This window comes from Paenibacillus aurantiacus (assembly GCF_042431225.1).
Classification (GTDB): Bacteria; Bacillota; Bacilli; order Paenibacillales; family Paenibacillaceae; genus Paenibacillus_Z; species Paenibacillus_Z aurantiacus.
Window position 1 is genome coordinate 103,044 of record NZ_JBHMDO010000054.1, and the last position, 22,049, is coordinate 125,092.

Sequence of the window (22,049 nt, forward strand, 5' to 3'; positions counted from 1 at the left end):
TCCTCTTTGGAATCATGATTCGCTTACGGATTGCTTATTGATTGCTTTTCGCCCACTCATCCAGCTGCTTTTGCTTCTCGGCGATCATTTTCTCGATGCCGGCCGACTTCAGTTTACTGATGAATTCCGGCAAATATTTGGCAGGATCCAACGTGCCGGTCTCCAGCCCGATCTTATACTGCTCTTTGACGCCTTGAACGGCGGCAGCTTCCGTCTTGACCGGATCGACTGTGAAGCTGAATCCCATGGCCTTCGATTTCTTCGCCGATTTGTTGAACTCATCCTGCAGCTTCCACACATTCGGGTCGTCTCCGTCCCATACGTGCGAGAGGAATTGGTTGCCCCACATCCAGCCGTGCGTCGGCGCATACGTCGCATTGGAAGAATCCACGCCGCTCGGATAGCCGATGATCCCATCCGTCTTTTTGACATAATGCTTGCCTTCGATCCCGTAATCGATCAAATTGACCAAGTCTTTGTCCGAGTACAAGAGGTTCAGGAACATCATCGCTCTTTCCGGATTCCCCGAGTTTTTGGCAATGCTGAACATGACGTTGGAAATCGAAGACGTCGTCGCGACCGGAGGCAGAAGCCTGACCGCAACCATCGGCGTGCCGGTCATGATGGATTCTTTGTTCTCATAGCCTGGCTTCATATGTACGACGAAGGAGAACGCTTTGCCCGCTTTGACCAGTTGCTCCGAAGGGGTCTGATTGGTTGAAATGTCTTTGGGAATATAGCCCGCCATATACCACTTGCGGACCATGTTCACCAGATCCGCATACTGCTCGGACTCGTACCAGTTGACAACCTTGAGACCATTATCGAAGCCGGGCAATACGCCGTTCTCGTCATTGAGCGGATCGACAAGCCCTGGCGTAATGGATGAGATGATGGAACCGCTCGTTCCTTCCGGCAGAATCGCCGCCATCATCGGTTCTTTTTCTTTAATTACATTGAAGACGGCATCCAAATCCGCATACGTTTTGATCGTACTCAAATCGATCTTGTACTTGTCCACCAGATCCTTGCGCATCAGAACGCCATAATCAGCCGCCCAGTCGCGTACGCTTGGCACCCCGTAGATCTTGCCGCTTGTCGTTGCCGCTTTCAGAATATCCGGACCTACGACGGTTTTAATATCCGGGCCGTATTCCTCCAGCAGATCGTCGAGCGGAAGCAGCTGGCCTTTCGCCGCTTGCGTGCCGTAGCTAAGACCCGTTGAGGTGACGAGCAGGTCCAGCTTCTCGTTGCCTGCTAGCATCAGGTTCATTTGCTGCTGCCAAGCCCCGATATCGATCGGCATGAATTTGATGGTCGTGTTGATCTTGGCCTGCGTCAGTTTGTTCACTTCAGCCGCGACCGCCGCCAAATCCTTCGTATTGCCAATATTCCAGTAAGCGACCGTTAGTTCATAAGGATCCAGCTTTGAGGATTCATTCCCGCTCTTGTTCGCCGTGTCGGTAACTGCCGCCTTATTGCCGCCGTTACTCCCCCCACCGTTATCCCCTGCGCCGTTATTCCCTCCATTGGCATTGCCGCTGCAGGCAGCAAGCAGAAGGGTAAGCGCCAATGGTACCGCCAATACCGATGAAGACCGTTTGAACTTCGCTTTCATCTCACAACCCCCTGAACGTTTTTTCGAATTCGCCGGACTTCACTCGCGCCACGCCGCTCATGAACGTTGGTGCTCCTATGCTAACCGGCCGATTGGCCGGATGTGGCCCTACCCTTTGACCGCGCCAATGACAAGCCCTTTGACGAAATACTTTTGGAAAAACGGGTACGCGCAGAGCAAAGGAACGACGCCGATGACCGCCATTGCCATTCGGATCGACTCCATCGGAATATTAGCCGACTGCGCGACATCCGTCGATGCCATATTGGCATTGCTTTGCAGGAATTGCGCGTTCAGCAGAATCCGGTTCAGCAGGTTCTGCAGGCTGAACAGCTTGCTGTCGGTGATGTAGATCAGTCCGTTGAACCAATCGTTCCAATACCCGATGGTTTGCATCATGCCGATCGTCGCCAGAATCGGAAGCGACAGCGGAAGCACGATGCGATAGAAGATTTTGAACTCCCCCGCCCCGTCGATCGAAGCGGACTCGATGACCTGTACCGGAATGGAGTTCATGAAGAACGTCCGCATGATGAGGATATAGAAGCCATTGGTAAGCAGCCCCGGTATGATTAACGCGATGAGGGTGTTTTTGATATCGAACACTTGGGTGTAGATGAGGTAGGTAGGAACCAGCCCGCCGTTGAACAGCATGGTGAAGAACACATAGAAGGAAAGCTGTTTGCGAAACGGCATATCCTTCCTGGACATCGGATAGGACAGCATGGCCGATATCGACAACCCCGCGAAGGTGCCCACCACGGTTACGAGAATCGTGAGGCCGTAGGCGCGGGAAATATTGGCGGCATCATTCCATAGAAATTGGTAGGCTTCCAAACTCACCTTGCTGGGGAAGAACGAATACCCGTCCTTCAGAATCGCCATTTCGTCGGTAAAGGATGCGGTTACGAGCAGAACGAACGGCAAGATGCACATACATACCAGCAAGAAGAAGAAGAGATGGACACCCCACTGAAACAACTGCTGCTTCATCGTCGGCTTCAATTGAAATCCCTCCTAGAACAACGCATTGTCGCGGTCTCGTCGGCTCACCACATAGTTCGATACGAGAACAAGCAGAAAGCCTACAACGGATTGATATAACCCTGCTGCCGAGGACATGCCGATATCGCCCAAGTTCAGAAGCGCCCGGTACACGTACGTATCGATGACGTTCGTCGTGGGCTGCAGCGCGCCCGTATCCAGCGGAACCTGATAGAACAACCCGAAATCGGAGTAGAAAATACGGCCGATCGCAAGCAGCGTCATAATCGTAATGACCGGGGCGATGAGCGGAATCGTGATGCTCTTGATCTGCTGCCATTTGCTCGCGCCGTCAATGGTGGCGGCCTCGTAGTACTCGGGATCGATGCCGATGATCGCCGCCAAATAGATGACGCACAGATAACCGACGTTTTTCCATATATTCACGACCGTTAAGATGAATGGCCAATACTTCGGCTCGCTGTACCAGGTGATGGGCTCGAGGCCGAACGCAGGGAGCACCTGCTTGTTGATGAACCCGTTCTCGCCGCTGAGCAAGGCAAGTACGAGGTAGCCGACGATAACCATCGAGATCAGATAAGGAATCAGGATCACGCTTTGATAGAAGCGGGCAAAGAACTTCTTCTTGATTTCGTTCAGCAAAATCGCGACGCCGATCGCGATAACCAAATTTATGATAATGAAGGCCATGTTGTACAAAATCGTATTGCGGGTAATGAGCCAGGCGTCGGACGTCTTGAACAAATACTCGAAATTTTTGAACCCGATCCAATCGCTGGCCAGAATCCCTTTCGAAAAGTTGATGTCCTTAAAGGCGATGATCAGGCCAAACATCGGCAAGTAGTTGTTGATGAATAAATAGATCACGCCGGGTATGACCATGAGAAACAAGGGGGTGAATCGACTCCACTTTTTCCATTTCACTTTCGCGTTCGGTATTGCCGCCGCGTTCTCCTTCGCAGCCACGTTCGTCATGGTCTCCACCGTACATCTCCTCTCGTTCGATCTAATCCAATTATATTTTCGGGCCTTTGCTTGAACTAGGCTTCAGACCGACTTCCAAGTTGAACAATTCCGACTTTCTCCAATAAAAAAGCCCCCCGTCTTGGTCTGTTGTTTCCCCCTAAGCGTTGCGGGCAGACCATAGATTGACGATGGAGCGGCGTAAGCGCAATATTAGAGCACCAGCTGATTCGACTTTCGATAATCCTGCGGATTATACCCCGTTGCTTTCTTGAACATCTTCGAGAAATACGAGTAGTTGTTATACCCGACCTCGTAGGCGATATCGGTAATCGGACGGTCCGTCTTCACCAGCATCTCTTTGGCGCTATTGATCCTTTCCTGGAGCACATACTCCGAAATCGTAAGCCCCGTCTCTTTCTTGAAGATCCGAGTCAAGTAGTCCGGATTCAAGTTGACGTAGCCTGCGATATCTTCGCGCGATAGATCTTCATTCAAGTGCGCCGCAATATAGCCCTTCACTTTCAAGGCGACCGGCTGGCTCTCCTGGGCAGCATGCAAATGGCCGACCACCACGTCAATCAGCGTGTTCACCCATAGGGCGAGATCGTCGACAGAACGGGTAATCCCCTGCGCTTGTTTGGATAGCAGCATTTCGGAGAACACTTGATGCGCGCGAAGCCCTTTATCTTGAAGAACGTGGTGAATCATTTGCAGAAAATCCTCATAGAAGCCGCGAAGCAGCTTGGCATCCAGCCCCTCCACCTTTTTGATCCCATCCAAATAACGCGTGACTTCCTCCCGCAATTCTCTTTTGCACCCAAGCCTTAGCAGCTTGGCCCAGCCGTCCATCGTCGGCAGCGGAATCCTGTCGCTGCCCCGCCGCAGCTTGCTCATGAGCAAAACCTCGTTCGATCGGGTCACGTTCTGGGTTTCCATGACGGTTACCGATTCGTACATGGATAACATGTCTTCCAGCGGAGTCGGCATGCCGACATAACAGCACAAGTCGCAGAAGAAGTATCGGTTGCAGGCGTCGATATAGGCTCGCAAATCACCGGCCAGCTCGTCATAACCGGTGGCGCTTTTGAAGTCTCGCACGTTCAGAATCGCAAGCAGCGCTCCGCTTTTGACCTGAACCAGCAGCCCATCGTTTCTCTTGACCGTAGAGAGCTCCTCTAGCGAGTTGCGCAGGGCATATTCCATGATTTTTTCTTCGCGAAGCGTCAGCTCTTTATGCCACCTCTGCACGCTGATCATGACCATCAGAAAACGCATCGTATCGTCGTAAGGAATTTTTTGCTTGGCGAGCAGCTCCTGAATGTGATCCTTTCGGGACGGGATGGACCTGTGAAGCAAATCCTGCCAGAATCGTTCAATAAATATCGGATGGTGCATTTCCCACAAGTGGTAATAACGCTTGTACGTTTCCGCGAATTGCTGCTTTTCCTTTTCCTTCTGCACCTTGCCGATAGCTTTGCGAACCGTTCTTTCTAATTCTGTGAACCGGACCGGCTTGAGCATATAATCCAAGCTGCCCAGTTGAATCGCTTGCTGCGCGTATTTGAAATCGGCGTGACAGGTCAAGAAGAGGGATTCGGTCTCCGGCGAATGCTCATTGACCCATGCCAACAGCTGAAAACCGTCGCCTTCGGGCATCTCAATGTCGCAGATGAGAATATCGATCTTGTGCGCGGAGAAAATTTCCTTCGCTTGCCGGATATTATACGCCTCGTGAATGCCGGAGAATCCGAGCTCTTCCCACTGCACCCCCGCCCGGATTCCGCGCACGGCATGCACCTCATCGTCTACGATCAATAATTGCAGCAATACGTTGCCCTCCCTCAGTTGGCCTCTCGATTAATCGGTAATCGAACCTCTACAATGGCGCCTTGATTGTCGTCATTCGAGAATGCGATTTGCGCTTTATCCTGATAAAGGAGCCTCAATCTTCGCTGCACATTCCATATCCCGATATGGTCGCCTTCCTGGCTTCCCAACATTTTCCCCTTCTGCAGACGCGCTAGAACTTCCTCTGGAAAACCTCTTCCCGTGTCCCGGATCCGGATATGCGCCATATCGCCGCCGCCGTCTGCAACCGCGATGTGGATATGTACGCTGCGGTCCATGCTAACCGCATGTTTGATTGTATTTTCGACGAATGTCTGAATGACTAGAGGGGGGACCCGCCCATCCAGCAGATGGTCCGCAGACGCAAAATCGAACGTCAATTTGTCGGGAAACCGCATCTCTTGAATGCGCAAATAATTGAGCGTGTGCTGAATCTCATCCCGGAGTGCCACGAAGGTCAGATTACTGCGGAACATGAAGCGGAAATATTCGACCAGACAATGCGTCATTTCCTGGATCAACGCGTAATCCTTCACCTGTGCCAAATTATAAATAATATTTAAGGCGTTCAAAAAAAAGTGGGGGTTGATTTGCAGCTGTAAATGCTTCAGCTCGGCTTTCTGGTTGTTGAGCTGCTCTTCCATCACATTAATCTTCAATTCCTGAATCTGCGAAATCATCCGGTTGAATGTCTCTACCATGACATTGAATTCAAAGGCATAAGGACGATGCGCGACGCGAATGTCAAAATTGCCGTCTTCCGCTCTTCTCATCGCCATGATGATGCGATTAACCGGAATGAGGATATTTCTGCGAAGCAAATACAGGATGAATGGCAGCAGAACAAGCGCGCCGATGGAGATGAACGATACGATTCTGCGGAGGAACGGCAATTTCTCCAGAATGGTGCTGTCCGGTATGGCTGCGATCAGGCTGAAGCGTCCTCTTGCCGACTTCTCCCCGACGACCATGAACTTCTTATCCGTTCCGGTCAACTTGTAGTCCGCATCGGTATAGTCCAAATCGATGTGATTCGCATGAACGAAAGCTTGGTCCGCCATCGGTTCGAGCGCCGCCGTTGCCAAGAACGCTTTGCCGTTATCGCCCAATTGGAGCAGGTTCAGCGGCACCAGCAAATCCTTGGCATTGCCCCATGCGCCGATATATACGTTTCCATACTTGATCACGCGGGTTAAATTATAATCGCCCTCGATCTTTCGCACGAACCATTCCTTGAAAGTGACCTCCTGCGGATAACGATCTTGGAAAACGTGCATCAGATTGTTCTGAATCTCTTGCAAGTTCCCGAATTCAATCCGGTTATTGGCGACGACCATGAGATCTTCATTTGCCGGAGAGTAGATAAAAAACATGTCCATCAATTGATAACTTGGCAGATCCCCCCTCATCTTGTTATACAATTGAATACGCTCGAAGGAGTAGCGGTCGGGGTTTTGGTCTCTTGGCATTTCCAGGACGAGCAGTCCGGTCTCGAGCGAGGCGATGCTGTATAAATATTTGTCCACCTCTTCCAAGTTCCGATCGATCTGGCCCATGTACAGGCTGATCAAGTTTTTGTTGGATTGCGCGACCTGATTGCGGACGACCTGTATGGCATAGAGGTTGTTGTAAATCATGAATGCGATTACGGGAATGACTATAACGAAGAAACCAAAGATCAATTTAAACCGCAATGTCCTGAACAGGTTCCCATACCGCTTGCGCATGCCCGGCTTCTCCTTCCAAATTCACCCACTGTAAAGTACAGTATAATACCATTTCAGTGAATTGGAAGCGCCATCTTATCCTGCGGCGTATGCTCTTTATGAACAAAAACTAAACAGTCTTAGTCTGGTTATTGCCGAACTAAGGCTGTTTAACTTACTCGCCTACGTCGCGGTCGATGATACCATAAGGATGCGCCCTCACTTGCCTGCACAACAAAGCAAAACGTCCCCGCACCGAAGCTCCTTCGGTACAGGGACGTTACTTATTCGTTATCTGCTGCTTGGCTTGGCGTTATCGGCTACTTGCCCAGATTGGCGCTCCACGCCTCAATGAGTGCGTTAACGCTCCGGTTGAGCGTGGTCTTGGCTTGATCGGACACCTCTTGCTGCTTCTTCTCTTTATTCAGCTGCTTCAGCAAATTATCCAGATGCTTGATCCCCTGCTTCCAGTCCGGCTTCTTCTTGCCAACCGCATCGGATGCATGCTCAAGCTCCTTATCCAGCTGCTTCAGGGTCTTCTCGTCTACCTGTCCGGCAGACCCGAACCAATCCAGCAGCTGACCGATGGCAGCAGCGTTAATGGGGGCAGAGAGTACCATGAAATTGTCGTAGCTCGTTGCATTCGTGAATGTCCGCATGCCGACCTTGCCGTGCGTGAATGGATGGCCGCTGCGATCCGTATAGTCGATAACCGGCTTGCTCATATCATCGACGTACACTTGGATGCGGGCCCCCTGCGCGACGACCTTCACATGCTTCCATTCGCCCGTCTTCACCTCGAGCGGCGCCCCTGTTAGATAAGTCCAGCCGTAATTCAGCTTACCCAGATGAACGCCCTGTTTGTTCAGGTAGGCGACATAGCCTTGCACGAAGTCCGCATTGTTCTGACTCCGCTCCTTACCGTGAGCCGGGTTGCTCGCCCGCAGCAGAATGCCTCCGTCGCCGGAATCGCTAATCAGCTTGATATCGGACTCTACGCTGTAATCCGACCAATTGGCATCCCCGATCGTCGTCTTCGCGAAGCTGCCGACCGCTGCCTGATATTCGCCGGTATGAGCAACCTTCGGTTCGACCGGATTCTGATGAATCCGTATGCCTTGGAAGTCGAACTCGCCTTTCACGATCTCGACCTTCAAGGTATGTGCGCCTGCCGGGAGCGAGATGCCTTGCTTCGTTGTCGTCGCCCAGTCCTCCCAGGTGATGGAATTCGGAATATCGACTTCGCCGGTTAGATCGGTTGCATCGTCGAGCCACAGCCGGACCTTCGCGCCGTCCATCGATGTGGCGGTCACGAAATCGACGTTGTACACGCCGGCCTTGGCAACATCTACGTTGTAGGCCAGCCATTCGCCGGTTTGATTCCATCCCACATTGTAGCTGCCGCCCGCATTCCGACGGATGTCGACCGCATCATTCCGGTAGTCATTACCGATGTTGGCGGGAGTCAGATCATGGTAGCCCGTACCCTCGCCGCCTGCCTTATAGTCGGCGGCCTGGATAAATCCGGGCAGCGCGTGCGGCTTATCGAATTGGGTGAGCGACAGTCTCGTCATGTCGAATTCGCCTTTGACGATTTCGACCTTCAGCTCATGATCGCCGGCCGGAAGCAGGATGCCGGATTTCTTCGCCGACTTCCACTTATTCCAGTCGCCGGAAGCAGGGACGTCAAGCGCGCCCGTCAAATCCGTCGTGTCATCCAGCCATAGCCGAACTTGCGCATCCGTGAACGTCGTAGCTGCCCACAAGTCGAGATCATACAGCCCCTCTTCCGCGACGTTGATCTTGTACTTCAGCCATTCGCCGGTTTGATTCCAGCCTACGATCTGATCGCCGGATGGTGCGGAGCGAATGTCGACCTTATCGCTGCGGTATTTGCCCCCAATGTTCGCAGGCGTCAAATCATGGTAGCCTACGCCTTCGCCGCCAGGCTTGTAATGCTCGGCTTCAATGACGCCGGGTACGGGTATCGGCTGATCCATCCTCGTCAGCGCTATCCCCGCGAAGTCGAATTCTCCGCGAACCGTCTCGGCTTTCAGCGTATGCTTGCCTGCCGGAAGTACAACACCGGATTTGCGCACCACATTCCAGATGTTCCAGTCCCCGGTCTTCGGAATGTCCACGATGCCGGTCAGATCCGTCGTATCGTCGAGCCACAGCCGGATCTGACCGCCATCTTGCGTCGTAGCCACTTTGAATTCCGCGTTATAGGCTCCGGCTTCCGCTACGTCAACGTTAAACTTCAGCCATTCGCCCGTCTGGTTCCAGCCGACGTTGTAACCGCCGAATGTATGGGAGCGAATGTCGACCGAATCCCCCCGGTACTGGCCGCCGATGTTGTCGAGCGTATTCTCATGATAACCGACACCTTCGCCGCCGGAGATATAGTGGACCGTACCAATCGCGCCCGGGATCGGATGATAAGCGTCGTAAGGCTGCTCCTCCGCAGCCAAGTCGCTCTTCACGCTCCAGAAACCTTCATACCGCTGCCAGCCGTCATCCCGTCCATCATCGAAGTTATCATAGAGAACCGGAACGTCCGCGTGCTTGTGGAACGTCAGCTTATCCAGCGAAGTCGTGCCCGCTACGGCGGCGACCTTCAAGGTATGCACGCCTGCCGGCAGCTCTACCCCGCTCAGCTGAGCGGTTTGCCATCCGGCATCAGCAGCTTCAATGCCTCCTGCCAGCTCAACCTCGCCTAGCGGCTGTCCGCCATCCAGCATAAGCTGTACTTTGCTGCCCTGTGCTGCATCCGCATAAGAAAGATCGATATCGTACTTGCCTGATTCCGCGACGTTCAGCCGGAATTGCAGCCATTCGTCTTTCTCGAAAGCGGTAATATGCGAAGTGCCGTCGTCTGCCGTGCCCGTATCCACGCCGTCTCCGCGATAATCGCCGATCGTACCCGGCGTCTGGTCGTGATACCCGACCCCTTCGCCGCCTGACAGATAATGAACGGCCGCAACTTGCCCAGGAACCGGTCTCACAGCATCGAAATCGCTGCTGCCGTTCACATCGTTGCTGAATGCGGCATAGCCAAAATTCGCCTTCGCGTTCTCCGTGACGTAACCGATGCTGCCGCCGCCAAGCATTACGCTGCGCGTCTGCTTCAGCATGCCGTCGACGTAAATCTTGAATGTATCGCCTGCTTTCTCAACCCGGATATTGTGCAGCTTCGTATAATCGTACCCATCCGGCAGCGAGCTCGACTCCCATCCTAGATCGGCGCCGTTCACACGGAACTGCGTCTTGAGCGAATTGCTCGCCGGATCCAACAGCGCCGTGCCATAGTTATTCTCACCCTTGTAGGAGAACACGGCCCCGAGCTGCGAGCTGCCGGTATCGCCGGACTCTGCCAGCTGCAGGTTGAATTCTGCCGTATAGCTGCTTGCGGCCGTCGCCGTAGTCACCAGTCTGCTCGTACCGGCGGTTTGCTGCCGCAGCAGGCCGGAATCTACGGTCCAGCCGCCGCCGTCCGCATTCGTCCACGCCTGACCGAGATCCGCGCGATTGAACCGGTCCTCGAAAGCCGGCATCTCCGGATTCGGCTGCTCGGTTGCCGTCGGTCCGAGCACCGACATTTTATCCCCGTTGAACACAATCCGATCCATCCCCATATGGCGAAGAGGTCCGACAATGCCTGGTCCCTCGAGATTGTGGTAGATGATATAGCGGGCATCCAGATTCGGGCCAACGACGACCGTATTATGGCCAAGACCGACGGTCGGACCTTCCGTGCTGATCAGAATCGGGTTATCCGTATCGCGGACGAATCCCGTGATCGGATTATTGCTGACCGCGTAGTCGACCCGATAGCCTTTGCTGAATACATGGTTGCCGGTATACGTCATATAGTATTTGCCATCGCGCTTGAACAGCGTAGAGCCTTCCGTCCAACCTTTCATGTTGGCGCCTGTGTTGACGCTTGCGCCGATCGTCGTCGGCGTAGGCATCGGAGCGGCGAGTATGCCCGCGCTGTTCGCATGATAGAAATACCACTTGCCATCATCGTCGATGAAGACGTTGCCATCGATCGAATGGCCGAGATTGCCCGTCTGCACCGTGAACGGACCGGTCGGGCTCTCGCTGCGCAGCACGTAATGACCATTGCCGGCAGGAGAGGTATACATGTAGAAATAGCCGTTCCAATACACGACTTCAGGCGCGTAGGCCGCCTTCGTCACCGGATCGGTTGCGGCCAATCCGCCATAGCTCCAGTTGACAAGGTCCGGCGAGCTCCACACTTTGACCCCGATATCGGTATCTCTCGTGCTTACATACAAGTAATACGTTCCGTTAAACTTCAGCACGTACGGGTCGCCAAGTCCATATTGCCCCCATTCGTCCGGCAGCGTTGTCGGATTCTTATAAGCCAATGCCGCCTGAGGGGCAATTAAGAGCAGCGCGCACAGCATGGCCGCCATACTTCGTTTCAACATCAAACTGATCACCTCATCGGATTTTTTGAAGCGCTTACATTTGTGTCTGATCGTGCTGCTCTTCTCCTGACACATTGTCCGGACACTGCTGCCTCATCACCTCAATTCATTCCATTCATCTAATATATCGAGAGTATATCGGCGTTTCTTAGGCAAAGTCAACGATTTGTTTCAAAAATTCTGAATGATTCAATGATATTTTTGCATTTTTAGTTTTTAAAACAAAATTATTGTAATAAATAACACCTTCAAGACGCCTCGCCGTAAACAGCAATGGGCACCACAGGCCCTATAGCCCGTAACGCGCAAAAGTAGTCTAGTTTATCGTTTGATACCAATTTTTTTGTTTTTATATCAATTTTTCAACCTCTTTGCGGTCGGCTATTTCATTTTTGGATATTTATAGTAATATCTAGTTACAACAATTTAGGAGGTGTAATTATGAAAATGTTCAAAAAATCCATCCTTGCATCAGGCGCGCTGGCACTCGCGTTGAGCCTTCCCGTATCTGCGTTCGCCCAAGAATCGAAGCATGTGGATTTTGGGATTTGGAGAAATCAATGCGGGCCAAGCACTTATTATTCGGATGCGGAAGGTTATAGCGGCGTTGTGTATCTGTACGACGGCGGCGGCTGGCAATATAACGGCCCTTATGTTCCTGGTGCGATGTATTACTGTAAATTCGCAGGAACGGTATACAAGCAATAAGCAATTGCAGCTTCCGCTTTAAATATTCAACGATAAAAAGGCAGCCCTCTCAAGTCATGAACATGTCTTGCAGAGGGCTGGCTTTCTTATGCTTTTATACGAACGATGTTCACAACGTACTAAGCCGCAGTTCATAGAAATACTGAACGACCGGATGCTTTAACTTAATCTTCTCGCTCATGTTTACCATTCGTTTTCGTCCAACGCGTCGGTCAACCAAGGCCAGAATATTTAGCAAGATATCCTTGCTCTCTAAGCTCTCCTCAATCGGACGGGACAAAAATTGAGTAGCGACCGCCATAAAGTTGGATTTACTTAATGCAGACTGTGCGGACAAAAGCTCCTTTGCAAGTACTGCTATTATTCTACCTCTTGCAATGACTTGGAGACGTTCCTCCGGAACTAGTCCCTTGGTATCACTTCTGACCGACTCAATGTCTTCCTTGCTGATCGGAATTTGGATATGCGGGTCATTCTTAATTTCCTGCTCCGTCTGATACCATCTGATTGATGTCGTTGGATCATTCATATTCATGACGTTCTTTTTATCTACGGCAATATAACATAGTCCTGCTTTGTCGGGTAAATATCGGTAGCTGGTTGCCCGGTATTCGAACTTCCCCACTAACGCAGGACAAAGAAAACTCTCCAGTTGCTGCTTCAATTTGCTCCAGGACATGCCATCCTCCTATATTCACTACTTCGAGCTCTTATTATAGCGTCACGCTATTAACCATCATACAATAACCAACACCTCAATCCTAACTTGATTTTGCGAACAAGCACATAAAACAAATAGCGGCCGACCAAGACAAAACGTCTTAGACGGCCGCTATTATGATAGTGTAGATTCCGGACTAATCGTTTAAAGCCTGATAGCGATTTCGTTTGCTTAAGTAATGGGCAAACAGATAGATACAAATTTGTATCGGAACCGAATAGGTATGCCTCCAGTGTGGGGTGGTGTAAATTCCAAGCCAGTGAATCAAAGGCTCTGCAATATAGGCTGTGCCTAATGCAAACATAAGCGCTTTGGGAAAGGGGTGAGCTTCCGGCTTGATCTGCAGCAAGAAAATAACCGCTACCGGCATCAAGGTTAGATCCCAGGGGAGATACGTGGGCAGGATTGGCAATACGTTAAATCTGTAATGCCATAACCCCCATTGATCGCCTAGGACGTCGAAGGTCAGCGAAATCGTCATGATGGAAAAAGCAATGTATAAGAGCCCTGTCGCTGCTTTCTCTCTTCCTGAACAATAGCCATAAAACCCAAGGGAGAATGGAAAGAATGACGCCAAACCACCATAGGCCGGAAAATAAAACATATTCTCTCCAGATTCGTATCTTCTCCCCGATCACCTTCTCGGCATCAGCGTAGTTCTCATCAATTAATGCAATAATTTTCTCTTTATCCAAATCGCTCCCCCCATTGCCTTAGCTACGCCGATTCATGATCTATGGACTGACCTTCGATAAGTAAATGCTCGGAGCCAGGGAACGCAGCGGATCACCGCTAAATAGTTAAGCATATATTTCCATCCGGAACCCGTATTTATTCGCGAGTAATAAAGCCCCTCTGCCCGCAGACCCGCACGCTTCGGAATAAAACAAAACCGACTTCCATCCTTAGATGGAAATCGGTTTATTTACACCCGCAACCCCCTCCGAGCGTTAAAAGCCAACCCCAGGTGGGAGAGCGTGGAGATCTCATCAACACGCCTACATCAAGTTGAAGCCGCAAATTCTCCCGAATGTTGGCGTTGATAATCGCTTAACAGCTGCTGCATTTTTTCCACCGTGCCGTCCCGATGGGGAACGTGGATGGAGACCGTCAAGCTTGGGTCCTCCAAATATTGAAACGAAACATGATCGAAATTTAAGGTCCCGAGATTCGGACAACGAAGCGCCTTTGGGGCATCAATGGCGTCGAGAACCTCATGCGACTTCCAAAATTCCTGAAATTCCGGGCTAGTCTGACAGAGCGCCTCGAACTGTTCAGACCACCAAGGGTCGTCAACGTGACGCGCATACCCCGAATGGAAATGAGCGGCAATCCGACGCGCGTGCATCTCCCATTGATCTCCCTTGATATAGCGAAATCGGGGAGAGGTGAACGTCATCCAAACCAAATTTCGCTCCTTGTCCGACATGGCGGCGAGATCCCCGTTCAATGCGCAGTAGGCCGTATTCCAGGCGATGATGTTCATGCGTGCATCCATGACATTCGCCGGAGAAGTAGGTTGGCTATCCAAAAAACTTTGAAGCGCCTGGCTCCCCTTAGCAGATCCCCTCGTTTCTGTTAAGGGGAGTTGTTTGCGTGCAAGAAGAAAAAGGTGCTTGCGTTCCGATTCATCAAGTCTAAGCACAGTGGCTATTCGCTCAAGGACCTCGGCGGATACGTTGATAGGACGGCCTTGTTCCAAATAGGTATACCAATCCAATCCTACGTCCGCGAGCAGGGCAACCTCGCCGCGGCGAAGTCCGGGCGTGCGTCTGCGTCCGGATTCCGGCAATCCTACTTGTTTAGGGGTTAGCCGTTCCCGACGCGTGCGCAAAAAACGGGCTAATTCCTCATAACGGTCCAACTTGACCGACATGATCGCATCCCTCCTATCTAACGATCAAAGTAGGATTCCCAATCCTACGATAACCAGATCTCTTCCTAGCTTTGTCGAGTCCATATACACTAGCTTAAGTCATCCTTCGGGATGAACGCAACTGCAACCCATGAATGAACATTCTCAGCAGAAACCAAGGAGGACCTAAAGATGTATGAACATATCGTATTATTGAAACTTAAGCCTAATGTTCCGATTGACGAACAAGAAGAAGCAGTGAAGCAAGTCCAAGCCTTCAAGAACAAGATCCCGGGCATTGTAGACCTTAGCGTCGGGATTAACATTACAGAAGAAGTGGAGCATACGCAAGGCTATACGTTAGGCATTCGGGTATCCTTTGCGGACCGGCAGGCTTGCCGGGATTATATCCAGCATCCGCTGCATCAGAGCCTATTGCAGAGAGTCGGCCCCTTTGTGGAAGGGATCGCTGTCGTGGACTACCCGTTTTCTTGAGCGCATCTGAAGACGCGAAGGATTCGCAGACGCTGGACGATCTCATGCCGTGGTCACCGTAGATTCCGCTGACCTGCCGCGTGTTTCGAGCATAGCAAAGCCCGCACCCTGATGGTTAGGTGCGGGCTATTGACGCTTACTATGTATTTGTGTTATCCCTTGGGCGTGTGTTTGTCTTCGTTTGGGTTGCTACTTTGCGGTTTGCAATTATGCTTTTGGTCTGGCACTCGCCGTCTTACGATATTGCATACTTCACAACAAAGATAACAACAGCTATAACGATAGGTAACAACCAGGCCAATCGAGCACGCAGGGGCGAACCTGCCTCAGGCTGTCCATGCCCCGGCCCTTCCATTGGGTTCATTCTCCCCAGTAACCATCGACATGCGAAGAAAGCGGCAACCGAAGCTGCACCAGTTAGCAGTACCGCATAAAACGTTGGCCCCTGCTCTTCTGTCAGCCCTTGCAGCATCCATAGAACAGCCGGTAATGCATTCAAAGCGATCTGGCCTACAGCCACATAGTGCAGGAACAATCCCGGGTTATCGTGATGATGGCCGCCGTTCATGGTCATATAGGCGGTCAACAAGATGCCCGTAAAATAAGAAATTAGGAAAATCCAACCGGCATCCGTTTCTTTTAAGCGAAGGCGCACGATCCCGCTCCTTTCCGATGACGCATACCATGCGCAGCAAGCGCAACTCTAGCCAAAATAGCGAGATTGAGAGATTATCGCGGTCATCTAATCATTCCATATTCTTGTTACTTCTTCTAATTCCAAGTCCTCGAATTGCATTTTATAGATATCTGGTTTCTTTAATTGATTCAAGAACTCCAAGCCAAAAGCTGGATCAAAATGATTCATCATCAACGTCATGACAAGACCATGAGTCCCGATTGCGATTTTCTTCCCTCTGTGCTCTTTTAATACGGGTTTTAGAACTGAGATTGCTCGTTGCTGACAAGCAGCGTTAGACTCTCCACCCGGCAAGGTATAATTAGGGTCATTAAAACTCTCTCTGATACTAGACATTAACGCTGCATTCTCAATAATATCAGATGCAAAATGACGTTCTCTAAGATCTTCAAATACTTTAATATCTAACTTAAAGTGCTCGGCCAACCCCTCAACACTAAGAATTGCTCGAGTATAAGGGCTTGATATAATCATGTCTATTCCTTCGCCTATAAGTAACTTTGTTACTTTTTCGATATCGCTCTTTCCTTTTGGGGTAAGCCCTCTTGTTCTTTCATTTCCTTCATTGTAGGGTGATTCTCCATGCCTAACCATATAGATGATTGTCTTCATACAGACCTCCTTTAGACGCTTTCTTTTTACAGGTAAGCGTCTATACATTTTTTCATAATGATAAGGTAGTCTGTTATCGCCGTCCTCCTTATCATTCAATTTCCAATTATAACCTAATACGCTGAAGACAACGGTATTTTGCGGTAAACTGCCCTTTAATTCAACGACGAACGGCGACCGATCGAGTGGCCGGCCGCCGCATGTCATGATTGAGCTAACGTCTCCAGTTAGCTTAACAACTCACCAGAACTTACTTTTGCAAATAGCTCTTTGTAATGAATTAATCCAAAGTCTCTTTCAAGACCATTAACTCTACTCCAGAAGTCATCTTCATTAAAGCCAACAAAATCCTCCATAATGAAGAAGCCTAAATTATGAAAAGCATGTGCAATTCGAAATACTTGATTGTAGTTATTAGCGCTGAACTCACCACTGTTTTTGATATCCAGCAATGCTTGATAATTAAGGGCTAAGTAAGCTTTCCTTCTGCTTGCCTCCACCATTAACCACTCATTTCAAAAAGATTTTGTTAGTATTATTCGCACAGATGCTATTAACCTCCTCTAAATGGCATGAGATCATTAGCGTAATTTGCCCTTTAGCTTAATGAACAGGGAGCAGCGCCGCGGCGATCTGCTCCCTGTTTTGGTTGAACTATCGTTTCCCGTTTGTTCAAGGATAAAGTTATTTTTCATTCTCAAATTGGCTAAGTGTTTCTAAAAGCAAATCGATTCTATCTTCATAATCATCAATGGACTTTTTGATTTTATTTATCAGATTTTCTGGGATTCGAATATCCAATTGCTGCAGCAAATAGTTGGCCTCATGACGAACTTCAAAATTTCCGTTAATCACAAAATCGATTAATAACTCTAGATGGGATGAATAGTCAAATGGTCTCAAGGCATACAGCAAGGAGCCCCTGCTACCTAAAGTCTTTGGGTTCTTGAGTAGATCGATAATAGGTTCCACTGCTGCCGGATCTCTAATATCGCTTAAGGCCAAAGCTATTTCATTTCTAAGTATTTTGTTTTCCGTATTTTTTAGATGGTATATTAGGATTAAGGCAACTTCTTTATTATTGCATCGGCTTACCTCAGAAATCGCTGCAGATGCTTCGTCTTGACTACCGCTCACTAGAGCCTGTTCTAAATGCATAAGATCCATTTCATTTCCTCACACCTTAGATTTAATTACCATAATAATTCTACCATTCATTGGAACTATCCTGCCCGTTACTTCAATGAAAATGGGGGCAGCGCCGCGACGACCAGCCCCCTCGCTTTATTCAACTAACGTTCTCCGTTAGTCCAAAGATCCGATTCTTCCTTTCATTTCTTTTAGGGTTTTACGTCCCATCAACTTTATCGCATTTGTCCGAATGACAGGATTCTCTTCATAAGCTAACCACTCTGCAATTTCTATCGCGGCGAGTGTTTGAACATCATTGTGCTTACTTTTCATCATTATCTCTATAAAGTCAAAAATCCGTTTTAACACTGGGCTTTGCCAATCATATTTAAGTAGTTCTTCCATTGTTGGAACAACAACAAAACCAAAGACCACATATGGCAGATAGTCGTCGAACCACAAATGCGTATTTTCAGCGTAGAGTGGTTTTAGTTCAGGGATTGTATTTAAGAGTTCTTCTATAACAGTGGTGTACACCAATTCGTTTGCCAAATTCACATTCTCCTTTTCAAACAAATCTGCCCTTTAGTTGAACGGCGGCGGAATTCTAAATGGAATCCGCCGCCATGAATTAATAAAGCTCTCTCCGACGTTCGCCGCGGAGTTGTGCGTAAATGTGTGTGGTCGATGCCTTCTCATGACCGAGCATACCTTGGATAAAATCTAAGGGGGCACCGTTATCAAGGAGCTGGCATGCATAAGTATGTCGAAAGCGATGCGGGTATTCGTTCGCTTCAATTTCTCCCCGATTTGCAAGCCGTTTTAAGGCCCATCTAATCGTAGGTATGGCCATTCGTTTTCTTGGATGCGTATCAGTAATAAATAAGGCTTTGCAGGAGTCCTCACGGCTGGCCAGGTACTTCTTTAACCATACTTTGCACTCTGTCGTAAAGTAAACTTCTCTTTGCTTCGATCCCTTGCCGTTAACGATTGCTGAGCAGTTCTCCCAGTTCAGATCCTCGATGTTGATCTTCTCCAACTCTCCAACCCGGCAGCCGGTGCTGTAGAGAAACTCCAGCAGGATGGTGTTAGGTGATGTTGCTGGCATCTTTGAATCTACTTTATATTCCTTTCAAGATTTCTAGGAGCCTTCACGTATAGTGGTTACACCATCAAATCGTAATTTCTTTAAGTCAATATCTTTAACCCAAAAATAAACCCTTCCAGTATCATCCCAATCCATATTAGTACTGTCTTCCGAATCTATTTGAAGAAGAAGCCTCCACCCTTCGCCCATATGTTCACCCTGCACAGGATCATGATGCCCAAATAGTCTATTCATCCCTACATGGAATTCTGAAGTATGTCCTTCTTTATATTTATTTGAGAAATTTTCTTGGAATACTTTCCAGTACTTTTCGTTATCTTCATCACCCCAAGATAAGCCAAGCACTTCATTTACTTCGAAAGATTCCGAATCAGGAACAGTCCATTCAAGTCTTGGTGCAACTCTCGCACTAAAAAACTGCAATTCATTCGATAGTTCTTTAGGTGGTCGAGTTCTTACTAAGTTCTTGATTTCTCCGTCGTAAAATAAAACTTTAGAGGTCTCAGGATTATTGTCATAATCGCCTTCTTCATACGCCGCTTCAGGATTTGCTGTATAAAAAAAATAAATAATGCCTCGAGTTGGGTAGATGTCATTATCTGTCTGAATGATAGGCATTTCTTGCAAATTGATTTGCGCAATAAATGACATAGGGTACTGTTTCCAATAAGGCCATTCAATATTTGGCGGCAAATCAGGTTGGCCCCCTAATTTTGTTTGACCAACTTTTGACTTTTTCTCCGACTCTCTTTCTGTTATTAAGCGGATAGATGGCTTGATCATTCTTTGAAATGTTTCTGAATAATCTTCTAGTCCAGCTTCTCGAAACATAGATAATATGTCTGATTTTGCATCCATTACTGAGCTCACCTCTTCATTACCATTATTATTTGTGTATCTTTTGCCACATCCAGATAATATCAAACAAAATATTAATAGAAAGAATTGTATACGTTTCAACTAGTTGCTCCTTAAATTTGTCTTTATTGTCCCAGCAATTTCACCTAACTTCATTTTTACGAACTTCGTAAATTCTCCACAACTTAAGTTATTCGCAACTTAATTCCACTATCCTGCCCGATAACTTAGCGACAATGGAGCAGCTCCCGTAATGGGCAAACTGCTCCCGAATGCTCTGGAGGACTACCGTTCCCAGATATCTTTAACTCGAGCCCGGCTTCCTCGAGCGAGTCCCCAATAGCGAAGATAAGCGCGCTGAAATAAGCAACGAATGGCCTAATTATAGACCCGTGCTGCTAGGCACGATCATTCTCCCTTCAAATGTCAGGCCGCCCGGTATGCGTACCTCTTGCTAGTCCAATGCTGGAATCTTCACCGTCACGGTCGTCCCATGGCCGTATCGGCTTTCGATGTGGATCCCATACCCCTGTCCGAACAGCAGCCGGAGCCTGTTATGGATGTTGGTCAGTCCGATGCTGCTCTCCGATTGCCCGTCTGGCGCACGCTTCGGATACGCCATGGCCAGCTTCGCCTGAAGGGCGGCCAGTTCCTCCGGTTCCATTCCCTTCCCCGTATCCATAATGCGGAAGCATACATCCCCATTCGCATCCATGCTCCCGCTTATTTGGAGCCGCCCCCCTTGGTCCATCCGCTCCAGCCCGTGGTAGACGGAATTCTCCACGATCGGCTGGAGGATCATCTTGGGCGATCTCATCTCCAATAGCCGCTCATCGACATCCATGCCCACGGCGAATTTATTCTCATACCGAATGGAGATGATTTTCATATAAGCCTGAATACAATCCAGCTCTTCCCGGATCTGTACAAGCTCATCTTTCTTTATGCTGTAACGGAAAATCTTAGACATGCATGACGTCATCTGCGCGATCTCTCTGCTTCCGTATTCCAATCCGATGCTGCTGATACAATTGAGCGTATTATAGAGGAAGTGGGGATTGATCTGGCTCTGCAGAGCCGAGAACTCCGCCTGCCTCTGGCTCAGCTCGGATTCGTATAATCTAGCCTGGGTATTGAACATATCCCTGGCCATCTCCTCCATCTCATCCATCATCCGGTTGATATCGCGGGCCAGCGAGCCTACTTCATTCGTAGACCGGACTTTAATTCGGAAGCCCATGTCTCGTCTCCCCACCCGCTTCATATCCATCACGAGTCCCATGACCGGACGCATCAGATTATTCATGAAGAAGCTGCCGATCAGGATCAAGCTGACAATTATCCCGAACATCACGATCAGGCTGACCTTGCGCATCGGGCTCATGTCCGCTGTCAGTTCCTGCACCGGAATCATGCTCACCACCCGCCAACCGTCCGCTTGCTCCAGCCCTTTGACCTGGACAAGAACGGATTCCCCGTCGATGGTGGTTTTGACGCCTTTCTGCAAGGTGGCCTTATCCATCGACAGCACATCCCGGATCAAGGTGCCGCGGACATTCGAATTCGTGGACGCAATGACCTCATCCCGGCTATTGAGAATGTAAAGGATCGAGTTCGGCGTCAGCTCCGTATTCTCCACCAGCCCCTGCATTCTGTCCATATTCACCATCACGGTACAATAACCCGTAATTTGAGAGAAATAGACGCCCCCGATGGATTCCACGATCGGCTCTATATAGAAGAACTGTTGCGTGTCCGTGTTGTCGTCTTTGAACAGGGTGGTGAACATCCCCTTCTCCCGAAGCGAAGGATCATCCTTATAGGCTTGGATAAAGGTTTTATAACGAGTGAGATAAAAAACATCGGCGCTTGAAGACGTAAGACTCATGCCCCGAATGTCGTTAATCACAATGCCGTCCACATACGAATTAAAGGATCTCATATATTCCATGAGATCCAGTGCATAATTACCGCTATCGAACGCCCTTTTGTAATCATCCGCCACGACGGCGAATTCCTGAATCAGCTTGCTGTTGACCGCAATACTGGTGCTGGCCCTGATATCATAAAACACGGAATCAATCTTGCGGCGTGTCTGCTCAATCATCTGGTTGCTGAAATTGGCTGCCCTATTCTGGGTTAAATTCGAGAAGCTATAGAAGAAATAAACTTCCATGACGGCGAATAGAAGAATAGAGAACAGAAAGATCAGCCATAACTGATGTTTCAATTTCAGTTTGCTTGTCCGCATCGCCCGCCGCCCC

At 49.4% G+C, this 22,049-nt stretch carries 19 protein-coding genes; 2 read left to right on the top strand and 17 right to left on the bottom strand.

What is annotated here, in order from left to right; all coding sequences use genetic code 11:
- Window positions 1–34: 34 nt before the first annotated feature.
- The 6 genes from ACFFSY_RS33430 to ACFFSY_RS33455 all read right to left on the bottom strand — a co-directional run bounded on the left by ACFFSY_RS33430 (window position 35) and on the right by ACFFSY_RS33455 (window position 11,600).
- Window positions 35–1,618, bottom strand: coding sequence for an ABC transporter substrate-binding protein (locus ACFFSY_RS33430; protein WP_377502675.1), 1,584 nt, complete (start codon window positions 1,616–1,618; stop codon window positions 35–37).
- Window positions 1,619–1,726: 108 nt separating this feature from the next.
- Window positions 1,727–2,611, bottom strand: a complete 885-nt coding sequence (locus ACFFSY_RS33435; RefSeq protein WP_377502831.1) for a carbohydrate ABC transporter permease — start codon at window positions 2,609–2,611, stop codon at window positions 1,727–1,729.
- A 24-nt stretch (window positions 2,612–2,635) separates the two neighbouring features.
- Complete coding sequence (locus ACFFSY_RS33440) at window positions 2,636–3,598, bottom strand: ABC transporter permease (protein WP_377502833.1); 963 nt, start codon at window positions 3,596–3,598, stop codon at window positions 2,636–2,638.
- A gap of 201 nt (window positions 3,599–3,799) precedes the next feature.
- Window positions 3,800–5,416 carry a response regulator transcription factor gene (locus ACFFSY_RS33445; protein ID WP_377502677.1) on the bottom strand — a complete coding sequence of 539 codons (1,617 nt, stop codon included), beginning with the start codon at window positions 5,414–5,416 and terminating at the stop codon, window positions 3,800–3,802.
- A gap of 14 nt (window positions 5,417–5,430) precedes the next feature.
- Window positions 5,431–7,164 (bottom strand): sensor histidine kinase, encoded by a 1,734-nt coding sequence (locus tag ACFFSY_RS33450; RefSeq protein WP_377502678.1) that lies wholly within the window; start codon window positions 7,162–7,164, stop codon window positions 5,431–5,433.
- Between the two features lie 299 nt (window positions 7,165–7,463).
- A complete protein-coding gene (locus ACFFSY_RS33455; protein ID WP_377502680.1) occupies window positions 7,464–11,600 on the bottom strand; it encodes a carbohydrate-binding protein in 4,137 nt (1,378 codons plus the stop codon).
- A gap of 441 nt (window positions 11,601–12,041) precedes the next feature.
- Here ACFFSY_RS33455 and ACFFSY_RS33460 point away from each other — a divergent pair, with 441 nt between their 5' ends.
- Window positions 12,042–12,308 carry a hypothetical protein gene (locus ACFFSY_RS33460; protein ID WP_377502682.1) on the top strand — a complete coding sequence of 89 codons (267 nt, stop codon included), beginning with the start codon at window positions 12,042–12,044 and terminating at the stop codon, window positions 12,306–12,308.
- A 109-nt stretch (window positions 12,309–12,417) separates the two neighbouring features.
- Here ACFFSY_RS33460 and ACFFSY_RS33465 read toward each other — a convergent pair whose 3' ends face one another.
- The 3 genes from ACFFSY_RS33465 to ACFFSY_RS33475 all read right to left on the bottom strand — a co-directional run bounded on the left by ACFFSY_RS33465 (window position 12,418) and on the right by ACFFSY_RS33475 (window position 14,905).
- On the bottom strand, window positions 12,418–12,987 hold the full coding sequence (locus ACFFSY_RS33465; protein WP_377502684.1) for an SF0329 family protein: 570 nt from the start codon (window positions 12,985–12,987) through the stop codon (window positions 12,418–12,420).
- Between the two features lie 178 nt (window positions 12,988–13,165).
- Entirely contained in the window at window positions 13,166–13,633 is a 468-nt protein-coding gene (locus tag ACFFSY_RS33470) for a CBO0543 family protein (RefSeq protein ID WP_377502686.1), read from the bottom strand.
- Between the two features lie 399 nt (window positions 13,634–14,032).
- Window positions 14,033–14,905: a helix-turn-helix transcriptional regulator gene (locus ACFFSY_RS33475; protein ID WP_377502688.1), complete on the bottom strand. Its 873-nt coding sequence runs from the start codon at window positions 14,903–14,905 to the stop codon at window positions 14,033–14,035.
- Window positions 14,906–15,076: 171 nt separating this feature from the next.
- Here ACFFSY_RS33475 and ACFFSY_RS33480 point away from each other — a divergent pair, with 171 nt between their 5' ends.
- Entirely contained in the window at window positions 15,077–15,379 is a 303-nt protein-coding gene (locus tag ACFFSY_RS33480) for a Dabb family protein (protein ID WP_377502690.1), read from the top strand.
- 235 nt (window positions 15,380–15,614) lie between these two features.
- Here ACFFSY_RS33480 and ACFFSY_RS33485 read toward each other — a convergent pair whose 3' ends face one another.
- From ACFFSY_RS33485 to ACFFSY_RS33520, 8 genes are all read right to left on the bottom strand, one after another.
- Complete coding sequence (locus tag ACFFSY_RS33485) at window positions 15,615–16,034, bottom strand: hypothetical protein (RefSeq protein ID WP_377502691.1); 420 nt, start codon at window positions 16,032–16,034, stop codon at window positions 15,615–15,617.
- Window positions 16,035–16,121: 87 nt separating this feature from the next.
- On the bottom strand, window positions 16,122–16,688 hold the full coding sequence (locus tag ACFFSY_RS33490) for a histidine phosphatase family protein (RefSeq protein WP_377502693.1): 567 nt from the start codon (window positions 16,686–16,688) through the stop codon (window positions 16,122–16,124).
- A gap of 227 nt (window positions 16,689–16,915) precedes the next feature.
- A complete protein-coding gene (locus ACFFSY_RS33495) occupies window positions 16,916–17,191 on the bottom strand; it encodes a hypothetical protein (RefSeq protein ID WP_377502695.1) in 276 nt (91 codons plus the stop codon).
- Between the two features lie 181 nt (window positions 17,192–17,372).
- Window positions 17,373–17,855, bottom strand: coding sequence for a HEAT repeat domain-containing protein (locus ACFFSY_RS33500; RefSeq protein WP_377502696.1), 483 nt, complete (start codon window positions 17,853–17,855; stop codon window positions 17,373–17,375).
- Window positions 17,856–17,993: 138 nt separating this feature from the next.
- Window positions 17,994–18,371, bottom strand: a complete 378-nt coding sequence (locus ACFFSY_RS33505; RefSeq protein WP_377502698.1) for a DUF7674 family protein — start codon at window positions 18,369–18,371, stop codon at window positions 17,994–17,996.
- Window positions 18,372–18,450: 79 nt separating this feature from the next.
- Window positions 18,451–18,927 (bottom strand): tyrosine-type recombinase/integrase, encoded by a 477-nt coding sequence (locus tag ACFFSY_RS33510; protein WP_377502700.1) that lies wholly within the window; start codon window positions 18,925–18,927, stop codon window positions 18,451–18,453.
- Between the two features lie 33 nt (window positions 18,928–18,960).
- Entirely contained in the window at window positions 18,961–19,887 is a 927-nt protein-coding gene (locus ACFFSY_RS33515) for a YwqG family protein (protein WP_377502702.1), read from the bottom strand.
- A gap of 352 nt (window positions 19,888–20,239) precedes the next feature.
- Complete coding sequence (locus ACFFSY_RS33520; protein ID WP_377502704.1) at window positions 20,240–22,036, bottom strand: cache domain-containing sensor histidine kinase; 1,797 nt, start codon at window positions 22,034–22,036, stop codon at window positions 20,240–20,242.
- Window positions 22,037–22,049: the final 13 nt, after the last annotated feature.

Bases quoted from the DNA above. Each gene is read 5' to 3' on its own strand.
- ACFFSY_RS33495 (WP_377502695.1), bottom strand. From the start codon at position 17,191: ATGGTGGAGGCAAGCAGAAGGAAAGCTTACTTAGCCCTTAATTATCAA.
- ACFFSY_RS33520 (WP_377502704.1), bottom strand. From the start codon at position 22,036: ATGCGGACAAGCAAACTGAAATTGAAACATCAGTTATGGCTGATCTTT.
- ACFFSY_RS33460 (WP_377502682.1), top strand. From the start codon at position 12,042: ATGAAAATGTTCAAAAAATCCATCCTTGCATCAGGCGCGCTGGCACTC.
- ACFFSY_RS33475 (WP_377502688.1), bottom strand. From the start codon at position 14,905: ATGTCGGTCAAGTTGGACCGTTATGAGGAATTAGCCCGTTTTTTGCGC.
- ACFFSY_RS33465 (WP_377502684.1), bottom strand. From the start codon at position 12,987: ATGTCCTGGAGCAAATTGAAGCAGCAACTGGAGAGTTTTCTTTGTCCT.
- ACFFSY_RS33455 (WP_377502680.1), bottom strand. From the start codon at position 11,600: ATGTTGAAACGAAGTATGGCGGCCATGCTGTGCGCGCTGCTCTTAATT.
- ACFFSY_RS33500 (WP_377502696.1), bottom strand. From the start codon at position 17,855: ATGGATCTTATGCATTTAGAACAGGCTCTAGTGAGCGGTAGTCAAGAC.
- ACFFSY_RS33510 (WP_377502700.1), bottom strand. From the start codon at position 18,927: ATGCCAGCAACATCACCTAACACCATCCTGCTGGAGTTTCTCTACAGC.
- ACFFSY_RS33470 (WP_377502686.1), bottom strand. From the start codon at position 13,633: ATGTTTTATTTTCCGGCCTATGGTGGTTTGGCGTCATTCTTTCCATTC.
- ACFFSY_RS33450 (WP_377502678.1), bottom strand. From the start codon at position 7,164: ATGCGCAAGCGGTATGGGAACCTGTTCAGGACATTGCGGTTTAAATTG.
- ACFFSY_RS33430 (WP_377502675.1), bottom strand. From the start codon at position 1,618: ATGAAAGCGAAGTTCAAACGGTCTTCATCGGTATTGGCGGTACCATTG.
- ACFFSY_RS33490 (WP_377502693.1), bottom strand. From the start codon at position 16,688: ATGAAGACAATCATCTATATGGTTAGGCATGGAGAATCACCCTACAAT.
- ACFFSY_RS33440 (WP_377502833.1), bottom strand. From the start codon at position 3,598: ATGACGAACGTGGCTGCGAAGGAGAACGCGGCGGCAATACCGAACGCG.
- ACFFSY_RS33480 (WP_377502690.1), top strand. From the start codon at position 15,077: ATGTATGAACATATCGTATTATTGAAACTTAAGCCTAATGTTCCGATT.
- ACFFSY_RS33435 (WP_377502831.1), bottom strand. From the start codon at position 2,611: ATGAAGCAGCAGTTGTTTCAGTGGGGTGTCCATCTCTTCTTCTTCTTG.